This window comes from Konateibacter massiliensis, from assembly GCF_900184995.1.
Classification (GTDB): domain Bacteria; phylum Bacillota; class Clostridia; order Lachnospirales; family Lachnospiraceae; genus Lachnotalea; species Lachnotalea massiliensis.
Genome location: NZ_LT860099.1, coordinates 2,744,125 through 2,765,506, shown reverse-complemented (window position 1 = coordinate 2,765,506; position 21,382 = coordinate 2,744,125). Strand labels below are relative to the sequence as shown.

Annotated in this window: 21 protein-coding genes; all 21 read right to left on the bottom strand. The window is 41.5% G+C overall.

Features of this window, described 5'->3' with window-relative positions; genetic code table 11:
* Positions 1 to 104: 104 nt before the first annotated feature.
* Positions 105 to 992: an HAD family hydrolase gene (locus CTY48_RS18295; protein ID WP_099469883.1), complete on the bottom strand. Its 888-nt coding sequence runs from the start codon at positions 990 to 992 to the stop codon at positions 105 to 107.
* A 135-nt stretch (positions 993 to 1,127) separates the two neighbouring features.
* Positions 1,128 to 1,508 (bottom strand): TIGR04086 family membrane protein, encoded by a 381-nt coding sequence (locus CTY48_RS18290; RefSeq protein ID WP_099469882.1) that lies wholly within the window; start codon positions 1,506 to 1,508, stop codon positions 1,128 to 1,130.
* An 84-nt stretch (positions 1,509 to 1,592) separates the two neighbouring features.
* On the bottom strand, positions 1,593 to 3,263 hold the full coding sequence (locus CTY48_RS18285) for an ATP-binding protein (RefSeq protein WP_099469881.1): 1,671 nt from the start codon (positions 3,261 to 3,263) through the stop codon (positions 1,593 to 1,595).
* Between the two features lie 11 nt (positions 3,264 to 3,274).
* The gene (locus CTY48_RS18280; protein WP_099469880.1) at positions 3,275 to 3,943 is read right to left on the bottom strand and encodes a winged helix-turn-helix domain-containing protein; all 669 of its coding nucleotides are present in this window, start codon (positions 3,941 to 3,943) and stop codon (positions 3,275 to 3,277) included.
* 5 nt (positions 3,944 to 3,948) lie between these two features.
* Positions 3,949 to 4,590, bottom strand: a complete 642-nt coding sequence (gene phoU / locus CTY48_RS18275; RefSeq protein WP_099469879.1) for a phosphate signaling complex protein PhoU — start codon at positions 4,588 to 4,590, stop codon at positions 3,949 to 3,951.
* The gene (gene pstB / locus CTY48_RS18270; protein WP_099469878.1) at positions 4,590 to 5,339 is read right to left on the bottom strand and encodes a phosphate ABC transporter ATP-binding protein PstB; all 750 of its coding nucleotides are present in this window, start codon (positions 5,337 to 5,339) and stop codon (positions 4,590 to 4,592) included. Before pstB ends, phoU begins: the two co-directional genes overlap by 1 nt.
* Before the next feature lie 4 nt (positions 5,340 to 5,343).
* Positions 5,344 to 6,210 (bottom strand): phosphate ABC transporter permease PstA, encoded by an 867-nt coding sequence (pstA, locus tag CTY48_RS18265; protein WP_099469877.1) that lies wholly within the window; start codon positions 6,208 to 6,210, stop codon positions 5,344 to 5,346.
* Between the two features lie 2 nt (positions 6,211 to 6,212).
* Positions 6,213 to 7,058: a phosphate ABC transporter permease subunit PstC gene (gene pstC / locus CTY48_RS18260; protein ID WP_099469876.1), complete on the bottom strand. Its 846-nt coding sequence runs from the start codon at positions 7,056 to 7,058 to the stop codon at positions 6,213 to 6,215.
* A gap of 75 nt (positions 7,059 to 7,133) precedes the next feature.
* Positions 7,134 to 8,117 carry a substrate-binding domain-containing protein gene (locus tag CTY48_RS18255; protein ID WP_099469875.1) on the bottom strand — a complete coding sequence of 328 codons (984 nt, stop codon included), beginning with the start codon at positions 8,115 to 8,117 and terminating at the stop codon, positions 7,134 to 7,136.
* Positions 8,118 to 8,613: 496 nt separating this feature from the next.
* Positions 8,614 to 9,345, bottom strand: a complete 732-nt coding sequence (locus CTY48_RS18250) for a glycerophosphodiester phosphodiesterase (protein ID WP_099469874.1) — start codon at positions 9,343 to 9,345, stop codon at positions 8,614 to 8,616.
* 189 nt (positions 9,346 to 9,534) lie between these two features.
* Positions 9,535 to 10,956, bottom strand: a complete 1,422-nt coding sequence (locus CTY48_RS18245) for an ABC transporter substrate-binding protein (protein ID WP_099469873.1) — start codon at positions 10,954 to 10,956, stop codon at positions 9,535 to 9,537.
* Positions 10,957 to 11,059: 103 nt separating this feature from the next.
* Positions 11,060 to 11,857 (bottom strand): carbohydrate ABC transporter permease, encoded by a 798-nt coding sequence (locus tag CTY48_RS18240; RefSeq protein WP_408609856.1) that lies wholly within the window; start codon positions 11,855 to 11,857, stop codon positions 11,060 to 11,062.
* A 110-nt stretch (positions 11,858 to 11,967) separates the two neighbouring features.
* The gene (locus tag CTY48_RS18235) at positions 11,968 to 12,831 is read right to left on the bottom strand and encodes a carbohydrate ABC transporter permease (protein ID WP_099469871.1); all 864 of its coding nucleotides are present in this window, start codon (positions 12,829 to 12,831) and stop codon (positions 11,968 to 11,970) included.
* Complete coding sequence (locus CTY48_RS18230) at positions 12,828 to 13,955, bottom strand: ABC transporter ATP-binding protein (RefSeq protein WP_099469870.1); 1,128 nt, start codon at positions 13,953 to 13,955, stop codon at positions 12,828 to 12,830. The genes CTY48_RS18235 and CTY48_RS18230 overlap by 4 nt, the downstream gene beginning before the upstream one ends.
* Before the next feature lie 131 nt (positions 13,956 to 14,086).
* Complete coding sequence (locus CTY48_RS18225) at positions 14,087 to 14,614, bottom strand: metallophosphoesterase family protein (RefSeq protein ID WP_099469869.1); 528 nt, start codon at positions 14,612 to 14,614, stop codon at positions 14,087 to 14,089.
* A 91-nt stretch (positions 14,615 to 14,705) separates the two neighbouring features.
* Positions 14,706 to 16,589 carry a DUF4914 family protein gene (locus CTY48_RS18220; RefSeq protein WP_099469868.1) on the bottom strand — a complete coding sequence of 628 codons (1,884 nt, stop codon included), beginning with the start codon at positions 16,587 to 16,589 and terminating at the stop codon, positions 14,706 to 14,708.
* 195 nt (positions 16,590 to 16,784) lie between these two features.
* The gene (locus CTY48_RS18215) at positions 16,785 to 18,209 is read right to left on the bottom strand and encodes a rhamnulokinase (protein ID WP_099469867.1); all 1,425 of its coding nucleotides are present in this window, start codon (positions 18,207 to 18,209) and stop codon (positions 16,785 to 16,787) included.
* Between the two features lie 18 nt (positions 18,210 to 18,227).
* A complete protein-coding gene (locus CTY48_RS18210) occupies positions 18,228 to 18,995 on the bottom strand; it encodes a DeoR/GlpR family DNA-binding transcription regulator (protein ID WP_099469866.1) in 768 nt (255 codons plus the stop codon).
* A 188-nt stretch (positions 18,996 to 19,183) separates the two neighbouring features.
* A complete protein-coding gene (locus CTY48_RS18205; RefSeq protein ID WP_099469865.1) occupies positions 19,184 to 19,732 on the bottom strand; it encodes a BMC domain-containing protein in 549 nt (182 codons plus the stop codon).
* 22 nt (positions 19,733 to 19,754) lie between these two features.
* A complete protein-coding gene (locus CTY48_RS18200) occupies positions 19,755 to 21,077 on the bottom strand; it encodes a 4Fe-4S dicluster domain-containing protein (RefSeq protein WP_099469864.1) in 1,323 nt (440 codons plus the stop codon).
* A 10-nt stretch (positions 21,078 to 21,087) separates the two neighbouring features.
* On the bottom strand, positions 21,088 to 21,366 hold the full coding sequence (locus tag CTY48_RS18195; protein WP_099469863.1) for a EutN/CcmL family microcompartment protein: 279 nt from the start codon (positions 21,364 to 21,366) through the stop codon (positions 21,088 to 21,090).
* Between the last annotated feature and the right edge of the window lie 16 nt (positions 21,367 to 21,382).

The following is a 21,382-nucleotide window of genomic DNA, read 5'->3' as shown; positions in this document are numbered from 1 at the left end:
CTCCTCCATCTATTTTTCATTTTTACTTTTATTTTGTCCAATCTATTCTATCACATTCACCCGTTTTATGCAAAAAGCAGTATTTCGTATCACATAAGCAAATCTCATGCATTACATAAATTTTCTCCCGAAATCACGCGGTTGACAAAATGCGAAACACCATGCTCATCATTTGTTCTCGTTTGATATTTCGCAACCTTTTTGATTTCCTCCATCGCATTTTTCATCGCAACTGTGTAACCAAAATTTCTTTTTAGCATGGAATAGTCGTTAAGGCTGTCCCCAAATGCAACAACCTCCTCCATCAAAATATTGTTTTCTTTCGCATATTGCTCCAAAGCCAGTCCCTTGTCTGCACTCTTATCCGTTATTTCCACATTCGTATGGAAGGAGGCAGATACTGCAATATTTGAATTTTGACTTAACTCCTCGCGAATCCGTTTAATTTTTTCCGTATCAACATGGCTGATGGCAATCTTGAATACCTGATATCCTCTCTCAAAGATATCCTCTACCTTGTCTATATAGATAAAATCTGCCTTAATCCGCTTTAAATCTCTATCCATTTCTTCCTTTGTAATCATTCCCGTATTTCCGTTATTGTAAAGAGACATCCAGCCTCGAATGGATGCTTCCGCCTCGTCCGGCGAAACAGTGACACAGGTTCCTGCATCCGTATTATACTCGATAAAATAATCCTCCTCACCTATTCTAGAAGCGATTGCAAGCACATCCTCCTTCTTCATAAAACAAGCCTTTACAATTTTTCCTTCCTTATTATATACGGCTGCCCCGTTCATACAGATAGACTCACACTCAATTTGGCTGCCATCAAGCACATGGCGCACTCCTTCATAGGTTCTTCCTGAGTTTGTTATGAATTTTACTCCCATACTTTGGAGCTTCTTCACCATCTCTCTGTTTTCCTTTGACACGTCTCTTCTGTTATTTAAAAATGTTCCGTCTAAATCTACCGCAACTAACTTAACCATAATAATCTCCTTTGCATTTTACCAATTATTCTAATTATATCCACATACCTCAATAGAATCAATACCTAATAAAAAGGACAGAAGGTGCATTGTCTTTAACTACAATACACTTTCTGTCCTCCAAAACTTCCCATGTCAGCTTACCATTCCTCCGAAGGTTCCCCCCGAAACACACATAACAAGCACGGTGAAGAAGCCGATTCCGTCACTTCCGATTGAGCGGTTTACTGCGAAGGATACCAGAGCAAGAATTGCAAAATACGCCGCTCCGCATATGGCACCCCAGATAAATTTATTCTCCTTTTTCAACTTACCAAGAATAAATCCACCTATAAAACTTGCCACTATGTAGATAATTGTAATGCCCACTCTTACCTTTCCATCGTCCAAATCTAATTTGTATACAAATAATGCTAACAGCAATAGCGCCAGACCGGTAATGATATAGGAACATAGAAGGCATTTTAAGATGGTAATTATACTGCCACTGTTTGTTTTTGGTACTGTTTTGTCCACTGCTTTACCTCTTTAATTCATTATATAACCAGTATATTACCATCTTTCCTGCATTATGCTTCTATCATCATAACTTTTCCACCTTTAAGAAATTGCTTTAAACGTGAGGATAACTTTTGTTCCGCGTCCCTGCTCGCTGTCCAGCTTAATCTCTGCGTTGTGGTACAGTGCCCCATGCTTTACAATAGAAAGTCCCAGCCCGGTTCCGCCCGTCTCTCTCGAATGGCTCTTATCCACGCGATAGAAACGCTCAAATATCCGGTCATGGTGCTCCTTCGGAATACCGATTCCCGTGTCCCACACAGAAAGCACAACACTGTCGTTTTCTTTTATAACACTTACTCCCGCCTTTCCACCTTCTTCGTTGTATTTAATTGCGTTTTCCAGCAGGTTATAAATCATCTCATCCAATATAGGGCGGACACCTTTTATCTTTACATTCTCACCGATTACGCGAAGCTCCACACCCTTCTTCTCTGCCTGCGTGTGAAGTCTCTCCTTGATATCCTCCGAGAGCATAAGAAGATTAACTTCTTCAAACTCCGGTGCTTTGTCAGCCTCATCCAGTCTTGAAAGCTTAATGATATCTTCAACCAAATTACTCAGTCTTGTCGCCTCATCGTAAATTCTGCCTGAAAATTCAGGAATATCTTCACTTTTTACCAAACCGTTTTTAATAATCTCTGCATAACCCGAAATGGACATAAGCGGTGTTTTCAGCTCATGGGATACATTGGCAGAAAACTCCTTACGCATCTGCTCGGCAAGCTGTTTTTCCGTCACATCAAGCATCAGAACAACACAGCCATTTAAAGCACCGTCTAGGTAAACAGGATTAGCCAATATTTTATAGTACTTTCCATTTAAAATAATCGTGGCGTCGCTTGGCGTTCCTGCCATTGCACCTTCAATCGAGGTTTGGAATTCTTTGTCACGGCTTATCGTAAGAAAATGCTTTTCAATGCAGTTTCTCCTATTCACATGTAAAAGCTCTACCGCCGCTTTATTCATGGATAACACTGCGTTCTTTTTATTGATAATGACAAGTGCTTCCCGCATGTTTTCCGTGATGGCATTGAATTCTTCCTGCTTTTTATTCATATGCTCCAGATGCTCATCAATCTGCCTATTTTGATTTTCAATCCGGTGTAAAAGAGGGGTCAATTCCTCATATACGTCATTTTCAAGCGGATTTTCCAGATTTAGATTGTTGATTGGTGTGACGATGCTCTTCGTCTGCCATCTAATCAGAAGCATAGCAAAAAAGAGAATTGCGGCTGCCAGCACAAATAAAATCGGCGTATTTGTCATAATCATGGACACTATGCTGTCGGTCGTGTTTGCGACTCTTAGAACCATTCCGTTATTCAGCTCAACCGCATAATAAAAGGTCTGCTTTCTGAGCGTCTCAGAGTAACGCACAATGCTTCCGCTGCCGTCGCTTTGTGCTTCCATAATCTCCGGTCTGTTCTTGTGGTTTTCCATCAGAGAAGCATCTTCATTGGAATCATACAGTACGATTCCGTCTGCATCAATCAGCGTTACCCTGTTGTCATCATCGTCAATCGCATGAATGGAGAGCGAATCAACACCGGTGATATCTAATGCCGAAGCTAAATATTTTGCCTCACGCTCCACCTCTTTTTCCATGCTGACAAAGAGCTGCCGATACATAACTCCTATAATTAAAACATAAAAAAATATAAGAGAAGCTGCGATTAAAATGCCCATGCTTCGAAATATTTTTTGTCTCATTTATGCCTCCATTATCCTTGTACTCGATAACCTACGCCCCTTACCGTCTCTATTACATTGCCTGCTTCTCCAAGCTTTTGACGAAGGGTTCGGATATGAACGTCAACGGTTCTTGTTTCACCGTCAAAGTCATAGCCCCAGATGTGCTCTAACAGCCGATCCCGGCTCAGTACAATCCCAACATTCTCCATAAGAAACTTTAATAAATCATATTCTTTTAAGGTCAATGACACGTTCTCTTCTTTTACAAGGACATTGTGTCTTTCCGTATTAATTGTAATGTCACCGACATTCAGTTCCTTTTGCGGCTCCTCGGTTCTTGTGCGCCTAAGAACTGCCTTTACTCTGGAAACAAACTCCATCATACCGAAGGGTTTTGTGATATAATCATCCGCGCCCTCGTCAAGTCCGATTACCTTGTCATACTCGGCTCCCTTTGCCGTCACCATAATGACAGGAATATTTCTCGTTGCAGACTCACCTTTCAGCTTTTTCAGTATTTGGATGCCGTCGTCCCCCGGAAGCATGACGTCCAAAAGAATTAGGGACGGCATTTTTTTATCCAACTCCTGAAATAAATCAGCCCCCGTTTCCAATCCTTTTGCCGAAAGCCCTGTTGATTCCAAAGTATACACAATTAACTCTCTTATATTACGCTCATCCTCAACACAATATATCATGCTCATCAGCTCCCTTTATGTTTACCTGTAATGGAGAATTCCACCCACTCCGCTATGTTGGTAGCGTGATCTCCAATTCTCTCAAAATATTTTGCAATCATCAAAAGGTCAAGTGCAAATTCTCCGTCACTTGCATTTTTGGCGATTGATTCAATCAAATCTTTCTTGATTTTATAAAAGAAATCATCTACCACATCGTCATATTCAATTACCTTTTTGGCAAGGTCTAAATCTCTTCTTACATACGCATCAATGCTTTCTGTAACCATTTTCATCGTGGCTTCCGCCATCCCTACCACATCAGACAAATTTTCTACCGATGTATCCATGACAGTTACAATTTCTGCAATATCTGCCGCCTGATCTCCGATTCTTTCCATGTCGGTAATCATCTTGAGCGCAGAGGATATCTGCCTTAAATCTCTTGCAACAGGCTGCTGCTGCAACAGCATTTTTAAACAGAGGCTTTCAATCTCTCTCTCTTTATTGTCAATCTCTGAATCTTTGTTCATTACCTCTTTTGCCGCTTTTATATCATGTGTTGTCAGTGCATTGATTGCATTTGAAATCGTTCTCTCACACATGGAGCCCATCTCAATCAACTCAACATTCAACATTTCAAGCTGCTCTTCGAATTTGTTTCGCATCAGCCAAACCTCCCTGTAATATAGTCTTCTGTTCTTTTATCCTTTGGCATGGAGAACAGCTTCTCGGTTTCATTGTACTCAATCACTTCTCCCAGCAGGAAGAACGCAGTTTTATCGGAAATTCTCGCCGCCTGCTGCATATTATGTGTAACCATAACAATAGTATAGTCTTTTTTCAGCTCCACGGCAAGGTCTTCTATCTTTGAAGTAGAAATCGGATCAAGAGCGGAAGTCGGCTCATCCATCAAAAGCACCTCCGGCTGTACTGCCAATGCTCTTGCAATACAAAGTCTTTGCTGCTGACCGCCTGATAACCCAAGCGCACTTTTTTTCATTCTGTCCTTTACCTCATCCCAAATCGCCGCATCGCGCAGGGATTTCTCGATAATGTCATCCAATTTTGCCTTTGACCTCACTCCGTGGGTTCTCGGTCCGTAGGCGATGTTATCATAAATGCTCATCGGAAACGGATTCGGCTTTTGAAATACCATTCCGACTCTCTTTCGAAGTGCATTGATTTCCATATCAGAATAAATATTTACATTGTCAAGTGTAATTGACCCTGTGATTTTACAGCCCTCAACCAAGTCATTCATACGATTCAGGGACTTTAGCAGAGTAGATTTACCACAGCCGCTCGGCCCGATAAATGCTACAATTTCCTTTTCCGGTATTTTCAAATTGACATTTTTCAATGCCTTAAAATCATTGTAAAACAAATCTAAATTTTCAATCACTATTTTATCCATACGTTTACTCCTTAGCTATTCTTTTTGCAATCATACTTGATAAACTGTTAATTCCCACCACGATGACGAGCAAAACTACCGCCGTCGCATAGGACTGTTCCATATACAAGCCTTCACTTGCCAGGTTATACATCTGTACCGACAAGGTTCTTCCTGAGGAAAAGAGACCATCCGGCACCTGCGCCACGGTTCCCGCCGTGTAAATAAGCGCTGCCGTCTCACCTACAATTCTTCCTGTTGCAAGTATGATACCTGCCAATATTCCCGGCACTGCCGCCGGAAGAACAATTCGAAATACCGTTCTTAGCTTTCCTGCTCCAAGTCCGAAGCTGCCTTCCCGGTATGTGTCTGACACCGACTTTAATGCTTCCTCTGTCGTTCGCATAATAAGGGGCAATATCATAATTGCGATGGTAAAAGCGCCCGCTAAAATGGAGTAGCCCCAGCCAAGAGCTGTAACAAAGAATAGAAATCCGAATAAACCATATACAATAGAAGGAATACCTGATAATGTTTCCGCTGTAACACGAATGATATTTACAAGCTTATTTCCGCGCTTTGCATACTCAACAAGATAAATTGCAGAAAAGATACCAAGCGGGACCGCAACAAGCAACGCCAACACCGTCATAATCAATGTATTGATAAGAGCCGGAACAACCGAAGCATTTTCAGAAGTATAAGTCAGTTCAAACAGACTCAGGTTGATATTCGGTACGCCTCTCACCAAAATATAGCCAATCAAAAAGCCCAGCGTAATAAATCCGAGTAAGGTCGCAAGCATAACAAGCAGAAACAAAAATGCGGAAAATGGATTGCTTAAATAAGATTTTAGTTTGCTTTTCAGGGTTTGTTTATTTATCACTTCCATTCCTAGTTCCTCCTATTCAATAATGATACTGACAAATTAATAATAAGAATAAAGACGAATAGGACTACCGCTGTAGCAATCAATGCTTCCCTATGTAAGTCCGCCGCATATCCCATTTCAATTACAATGTTGGCAGTCAGGGTTCGCACTCCCTTTATAATACTGACCGGCATTCGTGCCTGATTGCCGGCTACCATAATAACCGCCATTGTCTCACCGATCGCTCTTCCGACTCCCAGTACAACAGCCGCTACTATACCGGACTTTGCTGCCGGCAGCACTACAAAGAAAATACTTCTCTCATGCGTGGCACCCAAAGCAAGTGAACCTTCATAATAATGACTTGGCACCGCTCTGATTGCTGCCTCTGATACTCCCACTATGGTAGGCAGTATCATAATGCCAAGCAGGATTGATGCCGCCAATATACTGCTTCCGTTCTTACCCGATAGCTCTCTTATGAGAGGAACTATAATAACTAATCCGAAAAAGCCATATACAACAGACGGAATACCTGCCATAAGCTCCACAGACGACTTTAAAAATGGATAAATCTTTTTCGGGCAATATTTTGCCATGAAGACTGCCGTAAGCAGCCCAACCGGAACCCCTATTACAATTGCTCCTGCTGTCACATAAATACTCCCCAGTATCATCGGCAGTATTCCGAAAATATCATTACTTGGTTTCCATTTTTGTCCCAACAGAAAATTTAAAAATCCAATCTCCTGCATTGCGGGAACTCCGTTTGCAAATAGGAAAACACATATTAAGCCTACCGCAAGTACGGATGTACAGGCAGCAATCAAAAATACGATTTCCATTACTTTTTCCATCATTCTATTCATAGTTTCCTCCATAAGACAAACAGGAGTGCCGCAAAACAGAATTCCTGCTTTGCGACTTCCCCTTTCTATGTCTGATTATTGTGTTACTTCATCCCAAGCGATTGTCTCACCTGTGTAGATAGATTTTACCTGCTCGCTTGTCAACTCATCAAAGCTGTTATTTTTATTTACAATTACTGCAATTCCATCCATTGCAATTACGGTGTTCGCTAAACCGCCCTCAATTTCGCTGTCCTTTAATTCTCTGGATGCCATACCGATATCACAAATTCCGCTTATTGTTGATTCCATACCGGTTGTAGAGTCACTTGTCTGAATTTCAATCGTTGCATTTGTATTGACTGCAAGATATGCCTCTTTTAACTTTTCCATTACCGGTGATACACTGGAAGAACCTGCTATTACAACTTTTCCTTCCGGCTTGCTGCCTGCATAAGCTCCGTTTTCAGAGGATGAGATATATCCGTTCTCTTCAATAACTGCCTGGCCGTCAGAGCTTAAAATGTAATCTACGAAGTCCTGTGCCACTGCGCTTAAATCACCCTTTGTTGCAATGTTAAACGGTCTTGCAATCTTGTAAGTACCACTCTTGATGTTATCCACTGTTGCTTCTGCTCCGTCAATCTTCAAAGCCTTAACTGTATCATTTAAAGAGCCAAGAGATATGTAGCCGATTGCGTAATCATCGCCAGCTACTGTTGTCATAACTACGGAGGTGCTGTTTGTGATGGTAGCTTCCTCTGTCGTATTATCTACCTTCTCGCCGTTTGCATCCTTTTCTTCAACGCCGAACAGTTCAATAAATGCTCCTCTTGTTCCTGAACCGTCCTCTCTGGATACTACCGTAATCTCATTTGAGGTATCAAAATCACTTGCCGCTGCGTCTGTTGTTTCCTCTGTATCCGAAGCTGCCGGTGTATCTGTTGTCGTCTCTGTTGTTGTCTCTGTTGTTGTTCCTGTGCTTTCTTGCGCACTGCCTGATCCGCATCCCGCCAACAATGTCATGGAAAGTACTGCTGTCAAAGCTAATCCAAATAACTTTTTCGTTGTTTTCTTCATAATATAATTCTCCTTTTACTTACATTCATTTTGTTTTTACATTTCCTGTTTACATTTCTATCTTATAAAAGGTTTGTAAAATCCAAAAGCAGGCTTGTGTTAAAAATGTGTAAATGCATTTTTCTTTTGTAAAATTTAGTATGTACACTTTTGTCTTTTTCAATCTGTTTATAATATGTAAAGCTGCCTATTCTGTTACATTTATTACATTGTATTGATGATTTTATTTTATTCCAATTTTCTTTATGCTTCTATCAACGTCCGGTTAAATTAATGTTAAATCTATGTAAAATCATGTCGTTTTAAATTGTAAAGTCGCGAAAATAAAAAAAGTAGTTGTCTGCTTTTTTTGTGCCGAATGCAGTCACGTAGTGACATCTTCCTCTTGCATTCGTGTGCATCCTCCGGAGGATTTTTATATGCTAGGAAATTGCGTTGCAATTTCCTAGCATATAAAAAAAGAATGTGTTTATCACACATTCTCTCTTTGCTTATTTTACAATTCATCGTCTACGATTTTTCTTGCCTTATCGGGATAATTGGTTATGATTGCTTCTATTTTATTTTCTGCCAGATACCGCATATGTTTCTCCGTGTCTGCATGCCACACATGAAGCACAATCTGAAGCTGCTTGCATATCTTTATAAAGTTTTTATCCTTTAATCTCCAAATCGGCGGATGCAAGGTCTTAATGCCAAGCCCTATCGCATACCTTGGCACGTCAACAAAGCCGTCACTATACAAAAGCCCTATCCTCGCACTGCTGTCAAGCTCTTTTACCCGCAGCACGCTTTCATGGCAGAAGGAGGAATAGATGACTCTCTCTTCCATTTTCCATCTTTTTGCGGCTGCAAGCGCCTTCTCTTCTATCCCTTCATAGCGAAAAATTCCCGTTTTCAGTTCCACGTTCACAACCAGCTTCGTTGGCGCCAAAAGCTCAAACACCTCATCCAACGTCGCAATCTTAATATCCTTTTCTTCGCTGAATTTATTGTCGCAGGTAAAGCGCTTTAACTCTTCCAATGTAAAATCCTTTACATAGCCGCTTCCGTCTGTCGTTCGGTCAACTGTCTCATCGTGGATTACGACGATCTCTCCGTCCTTCGTCAATTGAATGTCAAGTTCCACTCCGTCCGCTTTCTGGCTTACTGCAAGGGAGAACGCAGGAAGTGTATTTTCAGGAGCATATCCACTCGCCCCTCTGTGTGCCCATACTTGTGTTTTCAAATTGTTTCCTCCTATCGTTATGATTGAAATTTCTTATGATAGAATAAAGAATATACTTTAATAGATAATTAAAAACTATTTATTTGCACCTCGCGAAGTGAAAGTTGTTGCTTTGCAACCCGCTCAGGCACAAAGTGTGAGCAACGCTCACACTTTTTATGTATCCTCCCACTCATTATACACCTTTTCCTAGTTATTCAAAAGATTATATTCCTCAATTGCACTGTTGATGTTCTCTGCCATTTTAGAAACTGCCTCTTCTTCACTTTGCTGACCATTCAGCATATTCTCAATCTCAGTCTCCACAATCTGTCGTGCCTCCGGAAACACGCTCAAAAGCGCTCCTGCGGAGCTCGGTGAAGAGTCATGAAGCTGGTCAATTGCTGTCATAAACTGCGGATATTTTGCAATATTATCCTTGAAAACCTGCTCCTCTTGTGCCTTTGTTGTAATCGGGAAATATCCGGTCTGTGCATTCCAATAAGCTTGTGATTCCGGTGAAACGAGAAATTTAATAAATTTCCATGTCGCCGCCTTTTTTACCTCATCCTGATTTTCAAGCGCCCACAGTGAGCCGCCTCCTATTGAAACTCCGCCCTCATCTGTATCATTTACTTTTGGAAAATATGCCGTTTGGACCTCAAAAGCTCCGTTTACATCCGTCAAAATCTGCTTTAATGAAGCGGTTGATCCAAGTGTCATCGCTGCCTTTCCCGCACTGAAATCTGTGATGGCATCCTCATCACCTCGTCCCATATTCGGTGCATAGCCCTTGTCTGCCAACTCTTTCCAAGCTTTTAAAATATTATATGCCGCTCCATTTGAGTCAAATTCCACAGCAGTTGCTCCCTCACTCCTACCATTTCCGTTGTTTACATAATTAAGCTGCTGCTTGCACACAAACTGTTCGAAAAACCACCCGTATATTCCGATTGCAATCGCTTCACTTGCGCCACCTTCTGCAACCAGCTTATCCGAAATCGCTCCAATTTCTGAAAAGCTTGCCGGAATTTCTGTGATGCCTGCCTTGTCAAATATATCCTTGTTATAATAAAGTATCGGTGTAGATGAGTTAAACGGCATGGAATACAGCTTATCCTCCACCGTATAGTAAGCTGCAATGTTTGGTTCTATCTGTGTCACATCATAGCCGTCCGCATCAATTAAATCCTGCATCGGAACGACCCATCCAGAGTCAATCATAAAGCGGGTTCCGATATCATAAATTTGTACCAAATCTGCCCCCATATTTCCAATTTGGGCACTTTTTAATTTATTGATTGCCTCGTCATAGCTGCCCTGATACTCTGCATTTACGGTAATCCCCTCCGTATTTTCGTTGTTGAATTTATCAACGAGATACTGGATTGCCTCGCCGTTTACACCGCCCATTGAATGCCAGAAGGTAATCGTCTCCCCCTCCACCTTGGCTGTCGTCGTTGCTGTCTCGTTGCTCTCTGCCGTCACCTGTGTATCGTTTTGTGCTGCCTGCTGCGTCTTTGTCTCCTGTGCGCCTGTAGTCTGCGTGACACTCTCCCCACCGGAGCAGCCTGTCAATGCCCCTAGTATCATAGTTGCCGCCAACAGCAGTGATACAATTCGTTTTTTCATTCTATCTCCTCTTTCTTTCCTAATTGGTTTTGCGCTTTACAAGCGCTGTTTCCCTTTGTATTCAAACGGAAAATATTCCGTAAATACCACACAAACCGATTGCTTACCCCTTAACAGCTCCCGAAAACATGCCACGGATAAGCTGCTTTTGCCCTATGATAAATATGGATATAGACGGCAGGATAATCATGACCACCCCTGCAATCATCATCGTGATAGACTGGGAATCCACGCTGTCTAACATACTGATTCCAATTTGCACCGTTCTCATTTCATTGTTTCCTGTAACAAGTAAGGGCCACATATACATATTCCATGCATTGATGAAGGTGTATACTACCATTGCACCGATTGCTGACTTTGTGAGCGGTGTTAATATTTTAGCAATAAATCGTAGATTGGAGCAGCCATCCAGTCTGGCTGACTCATACAATGATATCGGAAACGTCATGTAAAACTGCCTGAACAAAAAAATTCCCATCGCTGAGGTCAAATAAGGGATAATCAGCACCTTATAGGAATTCAGCCAGCCAAAGCTGCTTACCGTCAAATAATTTGAAATGATGGTCGCCTCCCCCGGTATCATCATTGTTGCCATAATCAGCATAAAAAGGACCTTTTTTCCTTTAAAATTTAAAAAAGAAAAAGAAAATGCCGCCAACGAACAGGAAATCATCTGTCCCAGTGTAATGCATGCTGCCACAAGAAAAGAATTAAATACAAATCTTGCCAAAGGAATTTTGCTTAATGCCTGCTTGAAATTATCCAAAGTAGGATTTTTTGCAATCAAATTAAAATCTGTCAAAAACACCTCGCTTGACGGCATAACCGCTATACTTACCGCATAAAAAAGCGGAAACAGTATGACCGAGGCCACCACTGTATTTAGCACGACAAGCATAACTTTCTTTGCCCTTTTCTTCTGCTTTGCCCTCTGGTTCATGCTGACTCTAAGTCTCTCAAGCTCCGCCGCCGTAATGGTATTCGGTGATATTCTCTGTATCTCTTCCATTAATAACTCACCCCTCTTTTCTCAAGTCGAAACATAATCAGCGTTAACAACATAATAATCACAAACAGTATGACAGATTGCGCTGCCGCACTTCCAAACCGAAAATTGAAAAAAGCATCGCGGTAAATAGAATATACAATCAAATTGGTAGATTCTCCCGGTCCACCCTGCGTCAATATTTTCACCTGGCCGAAGGATTGAAATGCCTGAATAATATTTACGATTAAGGTGTAAAACAGAATCGGACTAAGTCCCGGAAGCGTCAGCCTCTTAAACTTTTGCCACTCATTTGCCCCATCCACGGACGCCCTCTCATAAATCGCCTCATCAATGTTGCTAAGCCCAGCCGAGAAATAGAGAAAATTAATTCCGCTGTTCAGCCACGCCGTCAGCAGCGCCACGCAGATAAGCGCATAGTTCGGATCGTTAATCCAGTTAATATTTAGACCCAGCAGCTTATTTATAATTCCCACCGATGGATTTAACATAATTTTAAATACAATTGCCGCCGAGCTTGAAGCAATCGCCATCGGCAACGCATATGCCATACTGAACACACGGATTCCCGGAAAGCTTTTATTGCAAAGCATCGCCGCCAACAGACCGATCAGCATGCTGACCGACACCGTAATTGCCACAAAAATCCCTGTCACAATCAGACTATTATAAAAGGATGCCGATTGAAACAAATCTTTATAGTTTCCCAAGCCTACAAACAGCTTTGCCTCCCCCATATTATTTGTCTTATAAAGACTTAAATAAATCGTTTTGATAAACGGATAAAACAAAAAAATTCCAAATATCAAAAGAGAAGGCAGCAGATAAGTATATGGCTCAAATAATTTTTCTATTTTACTCTTCATTTCTTCCCTCCGCTCTCATCCAAAAACAAAATATTTTCTTCTGTATCCGGATCAAATAAATGCAGCTTATCCTGGTTAAAACTAATCTGAGCAGGCTGGTTTATGTCGATTTCCATCTCGGCAGGCACACTGGCACAGAATGTTGTTCTCTCCATATCAAAATAAATATTTGCCTCTGCTCCGAGCATTTCCCTCCTATTCGGATAAACGGTAACCGCCCCCTCCTCAAATTCCCTTGCATGAAAGCATATATCTTCTGGACGAATCCCGATTACAACCACCTCATCTACATAACCTTGCTCATATAAAATGCGGCTTATTCTCTCCTCAAGCTTTATTTTCTTAAAATTAAATTCCAGATAGAGATTTCTGTTTTTTACCGTTACCTCTGCCATAATAAAATTCATTGCAGGAAGTCCGATAAAACCTGCCACAAACATATTTCTCGGGTTATCATACAGCTCTCTTGGACTTGCCGCCTGCTGTATCATGCCATCTTTCATTACCACAATTTTTGTTCCCAATGTCATCGCCTCCGTCTGATCATGGGTCACATAGATGACCGTCGCATCCAACTCTTTATGTAATTTTGCAAGCTCCACCCTCATTTGTCCCCGAAGCTTTGCATCCAAATTTGACAGCGGCTCATCCATTAAAAACACTCTGGGCTCTCTAACCATCGCGCTTCCTATTGCAACTCTCTGCTTTTGACCGCCTGAGAGGGCATTCGGCTTTCTGTTTAGAAGGCTTTCAATCTCCAATATTTTTGCCGCCTGCCTTACTCTTTTATCAATTTCTTTTTTGGGTATTTTTCTTATTTGAAGTGAAAATGCCAGATTATCGTATACTGACATATATGGATACAGTGCATAGTTTTGAAATACCATAGCCAAATCTCTGTCCTTGCTTTCCACAAAGTTTGCCAATTGCTCATCAATCCAAAGCTCGCCTTTCGATATTTCTTCCAGCCCTGCAATCATTCTCAGCGTGGTAGATTTCCCACAGCCAGATGGTCCTACAAAAATAACAAATTCCTTGTCTTTTATCTCAAGATTAAAATCTCTTACCGCCGCAATCCCGTTGTCATATATCTTGCTCACGTTTTTAAGTAATAGCGTAGACATTTCTCACTCCTCATTCCCTTCCTTTTATTTACTGACTCTATTTTAGCCAAAAGGACGGGGCCTCTCTACCAGTGAGGAGTTAAATATTGGTTAAAGTCTCGTTAATAAAAATCAGACTTTGTAAAATATCATTAAAAACGATCTTTATTGTGAAATTCTTTGATCCTTTCCCAAATCTCTTCGATTGAAACCGGTTTTCCGTCATGGCAATCCACACCTACCTCGTAGCGCCTTATCGGCTCATAGAAGGGCTTTTCCCTGTGTAAATGTCCATGCAGGTGTATTCTGTCCTTTCCGTATCCGGACCAGACCTCGATTGGAAAATGAAACAGCACGAACTTGGTATCCATTGTAAGCAACTCATAATACTGTTTACACCATGCATAGTTGCTTCTGTCAAACTGCGGATCATTCAAATATTCATCGTTATTGCCAATCACAAGATACTTAGTTCCGTTTAACCGCCCTAATACTGCATTTGTTTCGAGCCCGTTCCCATCTGAAATATCGCCAAGCAGATACACTTCATCATTCTCTCTTACCGTATTGTTCCATTGCTCAATTAAAAATTTATTCTTTTCCTTAGCGGAAGAAAAAGTTCGTTTTCCCATGATAGGTTTTTTATGGTAAAAATGTAAATCTGATGTAAAATAAATCATGCCTATTCCTCCTTTTGTTAATGGTAAATACAGAAGTAGACAAAGCGCGCCTTTTACCGGCATCACTTTGTCTACATTTCAATCAACTATTTTAATATCTCATCGGAATTAAATCAATATAATCCTGAACAGAAGCATCATTCATAAATAACTCGATAATCTGTCTTCCTAACGGATTAAGCTCCTCTGTATTGTACTGTGCAAGCTCTTTTCTGAAGAAATCAGTCAATATCTTAGCACCTGCATCATAGCCTTCAATTCCAACCTCCTGCTGTCTCTCCGGCTGAAGGAATGCTTTTCTGATATACTGTCCGTCAATCTTTAAGGAGTCAAGTCCAAATCCCAACAATGGGCATCTTGACTCTACCAAATGTTCCTGCTTAAACTTTGCACTGCCTCGACGGGAGATATACTCTCTGGCAATCCACTGAGGAACAAAGCCTACCTCATAAGCACCAACGTGCTGGTTTGGAAGAAGTAAGTATCTTGTGCTTTCAGAGTTTAATATCTGGTCTAACAGAAGATTTGCCTGTCTAACCTTTTTGCCTGTTGCAAACGGCCAGTAGGAACCAACTCCTTCACTTGTCATCTCGGTTGAATCGATGATACTTGGGTTGTTGTAGCCTCTCGGTGCTACCAATCTCCAAAGCCATGCAAGTGCCGGCGGAAGTATCTGGAACACACCCAAAATTCCGTAGGACGGATTTGTCTTTGTACAAGCAGGTGTACGCACACCAAAGCTTCTTACATCTACTTCAACCGGATCAGATATGATATCCTTTACCAAACGTCTTGGAAGAATTACTCTTGGGTTCGGGCACGGTTTTCCGTTTGAATCCAATGTATGCTCCCAAACAAGGCAGGTTGCATTCGGAGTAGCCTGAATGTTCAAGAATACAAGCGGCTCTTCCGGCTGTGTAAATGTCTTCTCAAGCTGTGGTGATGTTCCGTAGCTTGTAATATTATCAACTCTTAAGAACCAACCTGCTTCTGCATCCTTTACAACAAGCTTCTTGCTGCCCTTCTGCATAGCTGAGTGGCAAATTGCCATATCATCCGTTACAGGTAAAAGCTCACATGTCTCACTGAGATCAATGTAATATTTTTCGCCTGTCACTATATTCTTTCCGAGAACAACTCTTCCGTCCATTTCTTTGTGAACCTGCTCAAGCATTTCACTCTTACCGCCGCCAGAAGCACCCTCGTGCATAATAACAATTTCATTATCATATGGAGTGATTACCTTTACCGTGGAAGCATGTGCTGTAACCCAATCCTCCTGCTCACCGATATCCAAAAGTACGGCATAAATTCCCTTTTTCGCACTTGGACCCGGATACAGATTGTAGGAATAAACCTCATGAATACTATCCAGACGGTTATGAACAACAACCTGCTTTCCGTCGAAATGTGTGTGACGGAAAGGCGGTGCCAAAAATACAACTGCCTTTGTATCAAACTCCCAGTCGATTTCATCTATATTCAGGAAATACTGTAAATCTGCAAGACCTGCTGCAAAGAAGCCTGCATTTGACGGTGCGATAAAAATAGAATCATAACCATATTCGTAGCCGCCTGATTTGAATGGAAAGAAAATAAGCTCCTGATCCTTTAACCATGCAAAGGTCTCCTGTCTGAGTCCGTCAAAATCACAGCCGTATACATCAGAATATCTTGGCTTATCTGTCGCCTTATTATCTGCAATAATCATACTGTTCGGATCACGTCTTCTCATGTAATCCTCAAGATAATTTACGACAATACCGTTCTTACATTTGGTTACAATTGCTTCCTTTACACTTCCCTTGCCTTCCACATCATAACAAACATCAAACGTGGTATTCTCATTGCTGCCCATTGCTAATGCAACCAGCTCTTCTCTAGTCTTAGGGATAATTACACCTTTTGATTGTTTCAAAATATCAAGGATGTAGTCCGGAAGATTTAATTTCATTTCATCTAATAAATTTTTCATTTCTACCTCACAATCACTTTCCTTTATTAGTCACCAGTCTACTCATTCTATCTTATTTCAATATAAATGTCAACCACAAATTCTTTTTGTGGCAAACATTTGTCTTTGCCAGTAAAACACCAAGGCCTATTTGTCTTTTCAAACAGATTCAAAGATAGGCGGTTTTCACCGCCTATCTATCTTGTCACTAAAGCATTAGTTTGGCATATGAACCTTCTGTGAAAAGGAAGCCTTGATAATCTTGCGTCCCTCCTCCAAAGATTCAATGGCATCCACTGCCTTTAGCTGCATTACAATATTGCCGAGCACAGAGCCTTCAATCGGTCCTGCAACAACTTTCTTTCCTGTCGCATTGGCTGTCAGCTCACATAACAATTGGTCCTGAATACCACCGCCTACCATGTTGATGCAAGGTATTGTCTTTCCGGAAATCACCTCTAGATTTGCCACCGTTGTTTTGTACTCATTGGTCAGTCCGTTGTAAATAGCCATAGCGATTTCACCGAGTCCCTCAGGCGTTCCCTGTCCCTTCTCCTCACAGTACGCAATAACCTCTTTCATCATATTGTACGGTGCAGTAAATCTCTGGTCGTTCGGGTCAATGATAAAGTCCTGTCTCTTTGCTTCACGGGAAGCCCTGATAATATCAGGGAAAGAAACCTCCTCCTCAAATTCACACCAGTTCTTTCTGAGGTTTTGCATAATCCAAAGTCCGTTGATATTTTTCAACAGTCTGATTTTTCTCTCTACGCCGCCTTCATTCGTGTAATTAAACTGGTAAGATTCCTCTGTTAAAACAGGCTCATCAATCTCCATACCAAGGAGTGACCAAGTTCCGCAGCTCAAAAACGCTGCATTTTCTTCCTCAAACGGTGTTCCTGCCACTGCTGAGGCCGTATCATGACTTCCTACCGCAATAACCTTAACTCCTTCCAGCCCGGTCTCTTTTACAACCTCTGCAATCAAATCGCCGACAATCGTTCCCGGCTGAATCATCTCACAGAATAAGTCTGTTCTAAGTCCCAGCTTTTCAATTAAATCCATATCCCAAAATCTTTTTTTCGCATCCAGAAGCTGCCCTGTACTGGCATTCGTGTATTCATTATACATTTTTCCGGTTAAAAAATAGTTAAATAAGTCCGGCATCATTAAAAATTTGTCTGCTCTGTCATAGATTTCCGGTCTCATTTTCTTATCCGCACAGAACTGAAAAATTGTATTAAAATTCATAAACTGAATTCCGGTCGAAGCATATACCTCTTTGAGCGGTACAATTTTGTCAACCTCATCAATCACACCAATTGTTCTGTCATCTCTATAATTAACCGGATTACCGATCAGATTACCATCCTTATCAATCAGTCCATAGTCTACACCCCATGTGTCAATTGCAAGGCTTGTAATCTTTATTTTCTTTGCCGCCGCCTTTTTCAAGCCGGTTTTTAATTCGTGATACAGACGGAAGGTATCCCAATAGAAATTTTCTCCAACCCGAACCGGATCATTTGTGAATCTATGTATCTCCTCCAGCTCGATTCTGCCTCCATCATACTTACCTAAAATAAGTCTGCCGCTTGACGCTCCAAAGTCAAAAGCTAAATTGTAAATTGGTGTGCTCATACATCTTCTCCTTTATACCTATTGATTTTCTGTGATTAATTGAATCCCTTTATCCTCAAAATACTGATTCCATTTGTCCGGTATCATTTTGTCCGTGACCAAAATATCGTTTTTCTCCAAGTCAGATACTTTAATGAAAGATACATTGTCAAACTTACTGTTATCCACTGCAAGAATAGTTGTTTTTGCACAGCTTCGCATCACATTTTTAATCTCTGCTTCACTCTCATTTGACTCTGTAATTCCTTTTTCCATATCTACACCCTTGCAGGAAATAATTGCTTTATCCACATTGAAATTCATCAATGTCCGCTCTGCCGTTTTTCCAACCAAAGAAAGCGATGCATCTCGAAGCATCCCTCCGGTTGAAATCACATTGATTCCTTTGTTTCCTGCCAGCTCAATCAGTACCTCTACCGAGTTCGTGATTACGGTCAGTTTTTTCATCTGCTTTAGATTTTTTGCCGCCATAAGGGAGGTTGAGGAGGAATCAAGCATGATAGTTTCTCCTTCTTCCACTAGCTCCGCCACAATCTTGGCAATAATCTGTTTTTCTCTCTTGTTTGTCTTCTCTCTGATTCTAAGCGGAAGATCCACATTCGTATTATTGTTTAAAACAGCTCCGCCATACGTCTTTTTTACAAATCCTTCTTTTTCCAGCTTCTCTAAGTCTCTTCGAATGGTTTCCTCTGTCACGTTATACTTTTGGCTTAATTCCGCCACCAGCACCCTCTGCTCCTTCTGCAGAGTAGCGAGTATCTCATTTTTTCTCTCTATTGCAAGCACGTTTACCCCTCCAGTTTCTTTTATGAAATATACTGTGATTATGTTTCATTTATTATACCACAATATGTTTGTTTTTTGTAGTATTTTGTATATTTTTTTGTGGAAACAATATAAAACAACATCTCATTTCATTATATTGATACTAAAAAAGCGATAGAGAATTAAAATCTTTATCGCCTTTTTATATTTTACATTAACGTATTCACAAAATCCTTCGAAGGACTTGGTATCACCGCATAGTCTAAAAGCATGCCTTCCTCTCTAATCAATGCGATAGAGGATTCAACTGACTCTGTCACCGCAGCAACACTGCCTGTCAACAGCACGTAGGATTTTCCGCACATACCTCTGCATAAGCGAATTTCAAATAAATCAACCTGTGCGGTCTTTGCCGCATGATCTGCCGCTACAATTGCGGATGCAGCCGTGAATGTCTCAATTACTCCTAAAGCGGATACTGTATCAATCTCAGCCGTACAGCTCAGTGCTTTAAAAATCGATTCATGTGGATTTCCAAGTACAAATTTATCAATTAAGGCTTCCGGATACGCTGTCTCAACCGCATTCACCGAAGCTTTGATTGCGCTTAAATCGCCGCTGAATAATATAATAAATTTTCCCGGACAGACAGTCTGCGCCTGAAGCAATTCCACATTTGCGGTTTTTACAAGCATATCAGCTGCTTTCATACCGGTGGAAACCGTTTTATATTCTACCATTCCAATTGCTTTGTTCATCTTTGCCTCCTGGTGTAGTGTACTATCTTGCTATCGCGATAAAGCTGTCATTTACAGCTGTAACCGTGCCTGTTATGCTGGCATGGAGATAAACTCCGAGCTCGCCTTCCTTTGGCATACCGATTATCTGCCCTTCGGTAACCTTATCCCCGGCTTTTACACTTGCGCTGCATGGTGCTCCGATACACTGACGAAGCAGCAGCTTTACCTCTTTTACATCTGTGTCACACGTCATAGGCGCTGCAAGATCAAACTTAGCCAATCCTAAACGGTTTAAAAGTCTGTGTTCAGGAACCTTTCGTTCCTCGCGTAAAGTGTTAACAGGCTTGTTTTCTCTCTCCGGTGCCTTTACTCCCTTTGCCCGCAGTCCATTCCTGTATTCGTCCAGCAGGCTTCTAGGAGATAATCCCTGATGGCAGGAGTACATCTCACAAAGTCCGCACGAAACGCAGAAAAATGTATTCAAAAATGGGTCTACATTATATGTAATCCCGTTGGAGATTGCTCTCATAAATTCATGGGGCTTAATCGCTGCACCAAGAAGATTTCTCGGACAGAGACTCGTGCACATGGAGCATTGGGAACAGGCAGACATCGCTGCCTTTAAGTTGCTTTTTGTGGTGCTCTGTCTTTTCGTCACCGGAGGACTGTTTGGCGGCAATACCAAAACTGCCTTTGTCGTCTTGCTCACAAGGTCATATTGATTGCAAATTCTGCCTGTCATCGGTCCGCCCATTATCATAACGAAGTCCTCTGTCGTTGTCCCTCCTGCAAGCTCAATCAATCTCTTGACTGAAGTACCGACCGGAACCTCCGCCGTAATCGGATTGTTCACAAGTCCTGCCACCGTAACATATTTTGTTATGACATCCTTATCCTCGGTAAGCTTCCTGTAAATATTGAGAACAGTCTCTACATTCACAACGATACAGCCGACTAAAATCGGAATTTTACCCTGAGGAACAATACGGCCTGTCGTTTCATATATTAAAACGACCTCATCACCTGCCGGATAAATGTCAGGCAAAATATGAAGTCTCAAACTTTTATAGTTATTGATACAACTGTTTACAGCTTCGATTGAGGAGACATATGATTTCTTTATGGCGATGATTCCCTCTTTCGCCTCCAATGTGTCCACAAGCGTTTGCATGCCGGAAAGCACTTCTTCTACATACTCCGTCATCAACTGTCTGTCAACCTTAATTAAGGGCTCGCACTCGGCGCAGTTTAAGATAATGGTGTCCGCCTGCCCTGAAAGTTTTGCATGGGTAGGGAAACCGGCTCCTCCTGCTCCGACAATGCCGCCCTCGAATAAAGCCTTTTTCATTTCTGTTATATCCATTAGGTTCACCCTATTCTACGATTACAATTTTTTGCGGATCATCTACAATTCCTACAATACAGGCATCCACAGGGGCATTTGCATCATCACAGCCAACTCTTGCAGCACTTCCTGTCGCAACAAGTACAATATCATTGATTCCTGCTCCTACGTTGTCCACAGCCACGATTCTGCCAGCTCCAAGGCTTGCCATTTTCTCCATAGGGTCAACAATCATAAATTTGCTGCCGACCAGATTACTATTCTTTCTGGTACAGATAACTGTACCAACTACCTTACCTATAATCATAAATGCCTCCCAACTA

What these genes read in the sequence shown, in the direction of transcription:
- CTY48_RS18245 (WP_099469873.1), bottom strand. Translation starts at nt 10,956, where the DNA reads ATGAAAAAACGAATTGTATCACTGCTGTTGGCGGCAACTATGATACTA.
- CTY48_RS18195 (WP_099469863.1), bottom strand. Translation starts at nt 21,366, where the DNA reads ATGATTATAGGTAAGGTAGTTGGTACAGTTATCTGTACCAGAAAGAAT.
- CTY48_RS18220 (WP_099469868.1), bottom strand. Translation starts at nt 16,589, where the DNA reads ATGAAAAATTTATTAGATGAAATGAAATTAAATCTTCCGGACTACATC.
- CTY48_RS18215 (WP_099469867.1), bottom strand. Translation starts at nt 18,209, where the DNA reads ATGAGCACACCAATTTACAATTTAGCTTTTGACTTTGGAGCGTCAAGC.
- CTY48_RS18205 (WP_099469865.1), bottom strand. Translation starts at nt 19,732, where the DNA reads ATGAACAAAGCAATTGGAATGGTAGAATATAAAACGGTTTCCACCGGT.
- pstC (WP_099469876.1), bottom strand. Translation starts at nt 7,058, where the DNA reads ATGAATAGAATGATGGAAAAAGTAATGGAAATCGTATTTTTGATTGCT.
- CTY48_RS18240 (WP_408609856.1), bottom strand. Translation starts at nt 11,857, where the DNA reads ATGCTTGTCGTGCTAAATACAGTGGTGGCCTCGGTCATACTGTTTCCG.
- CTY48_RS18230 (WP_099469870.1), bottom strand. Translation starts at nt 13,955, where the DNA reads ATGTCTACGCTATTACTTAAAAACGTGAGCAAGATATATGACAACGGG.
- CTY48_RS18285 (WP_099469881.1), bottom strand. Translation starts at nt 3,263, where the DNA reads ATGAGACAAAAAATATTTCGAAGCATGGGCATTTTAATCGCAGCTTCT.
- CTY48_RS18200 (WP_099469864.1), bottom strand. Translation starts at nt 21,077, where the DNA reads ATGGATATAACAGAAATGAAAAAGGCTTTATTCGAGGGCGGCATTGTC.
- CTY48_RS18235 (WP_099469871.1), bottom strand. Translation starts at nt 12,831, where the DNA reads ATGAAGAGTAAAATAGAAAAATTATTTGAGCCATATACTTATCTGCTG.
- CTY48_RS18280 (WP_099469880.1), bottom strand. Translation starts at nt 3,943, where the DNA reads ATGATATATTGTGTTGAGGATGAGCGTAATATAAGAGAGTTAATTGTG.
- pstA (WP_099469877.1), bottom strand. Translation starts at nt 6,210, where the DNA reads ATGGAAGTGATAAATAAACAAACCCTGAAAAGCAAACTAAAATCTTAT.
- pstB (WP_099469878.1), bottom strand. Translation starts at nt 5,339, where the DNA reads ATGGATAAAATAGTGATTGAAAATTTAGATTTGTTTTACAATGATTTT.
- phoU (WP_099469879.1), bottom strand. Translation starts at nt 4,590, where the DNA reads ATGCGAAACAAATTCGAAGAGCAGCTTGAAATGTTGAATGTTGAGTTG.
- CTY48_RS18255 (WP_099469875.1), bottom strand. Translation starts at nt 8,117, where the DNA reads ATGAAGAAAACAACGAAAAAGTTATTTGGATTAGCTTTGACAGCAGTA.
- CTY48_RS18225 (WP_099469869.1), bottom strand. Translation starts at nt 14,614, where the DNA reads ATGATTTATTTTACATCAGATTTACATTTTTACCATAAAAAACCTATC.
- CTY48_RS18295 (WP_099469883.1), bottom strand. Translation starts at nt 992, where the DNA reads ATGGTTAAGTTAGTTGCGGTAGATTTAGACGGAACATTTTTAAATAAC.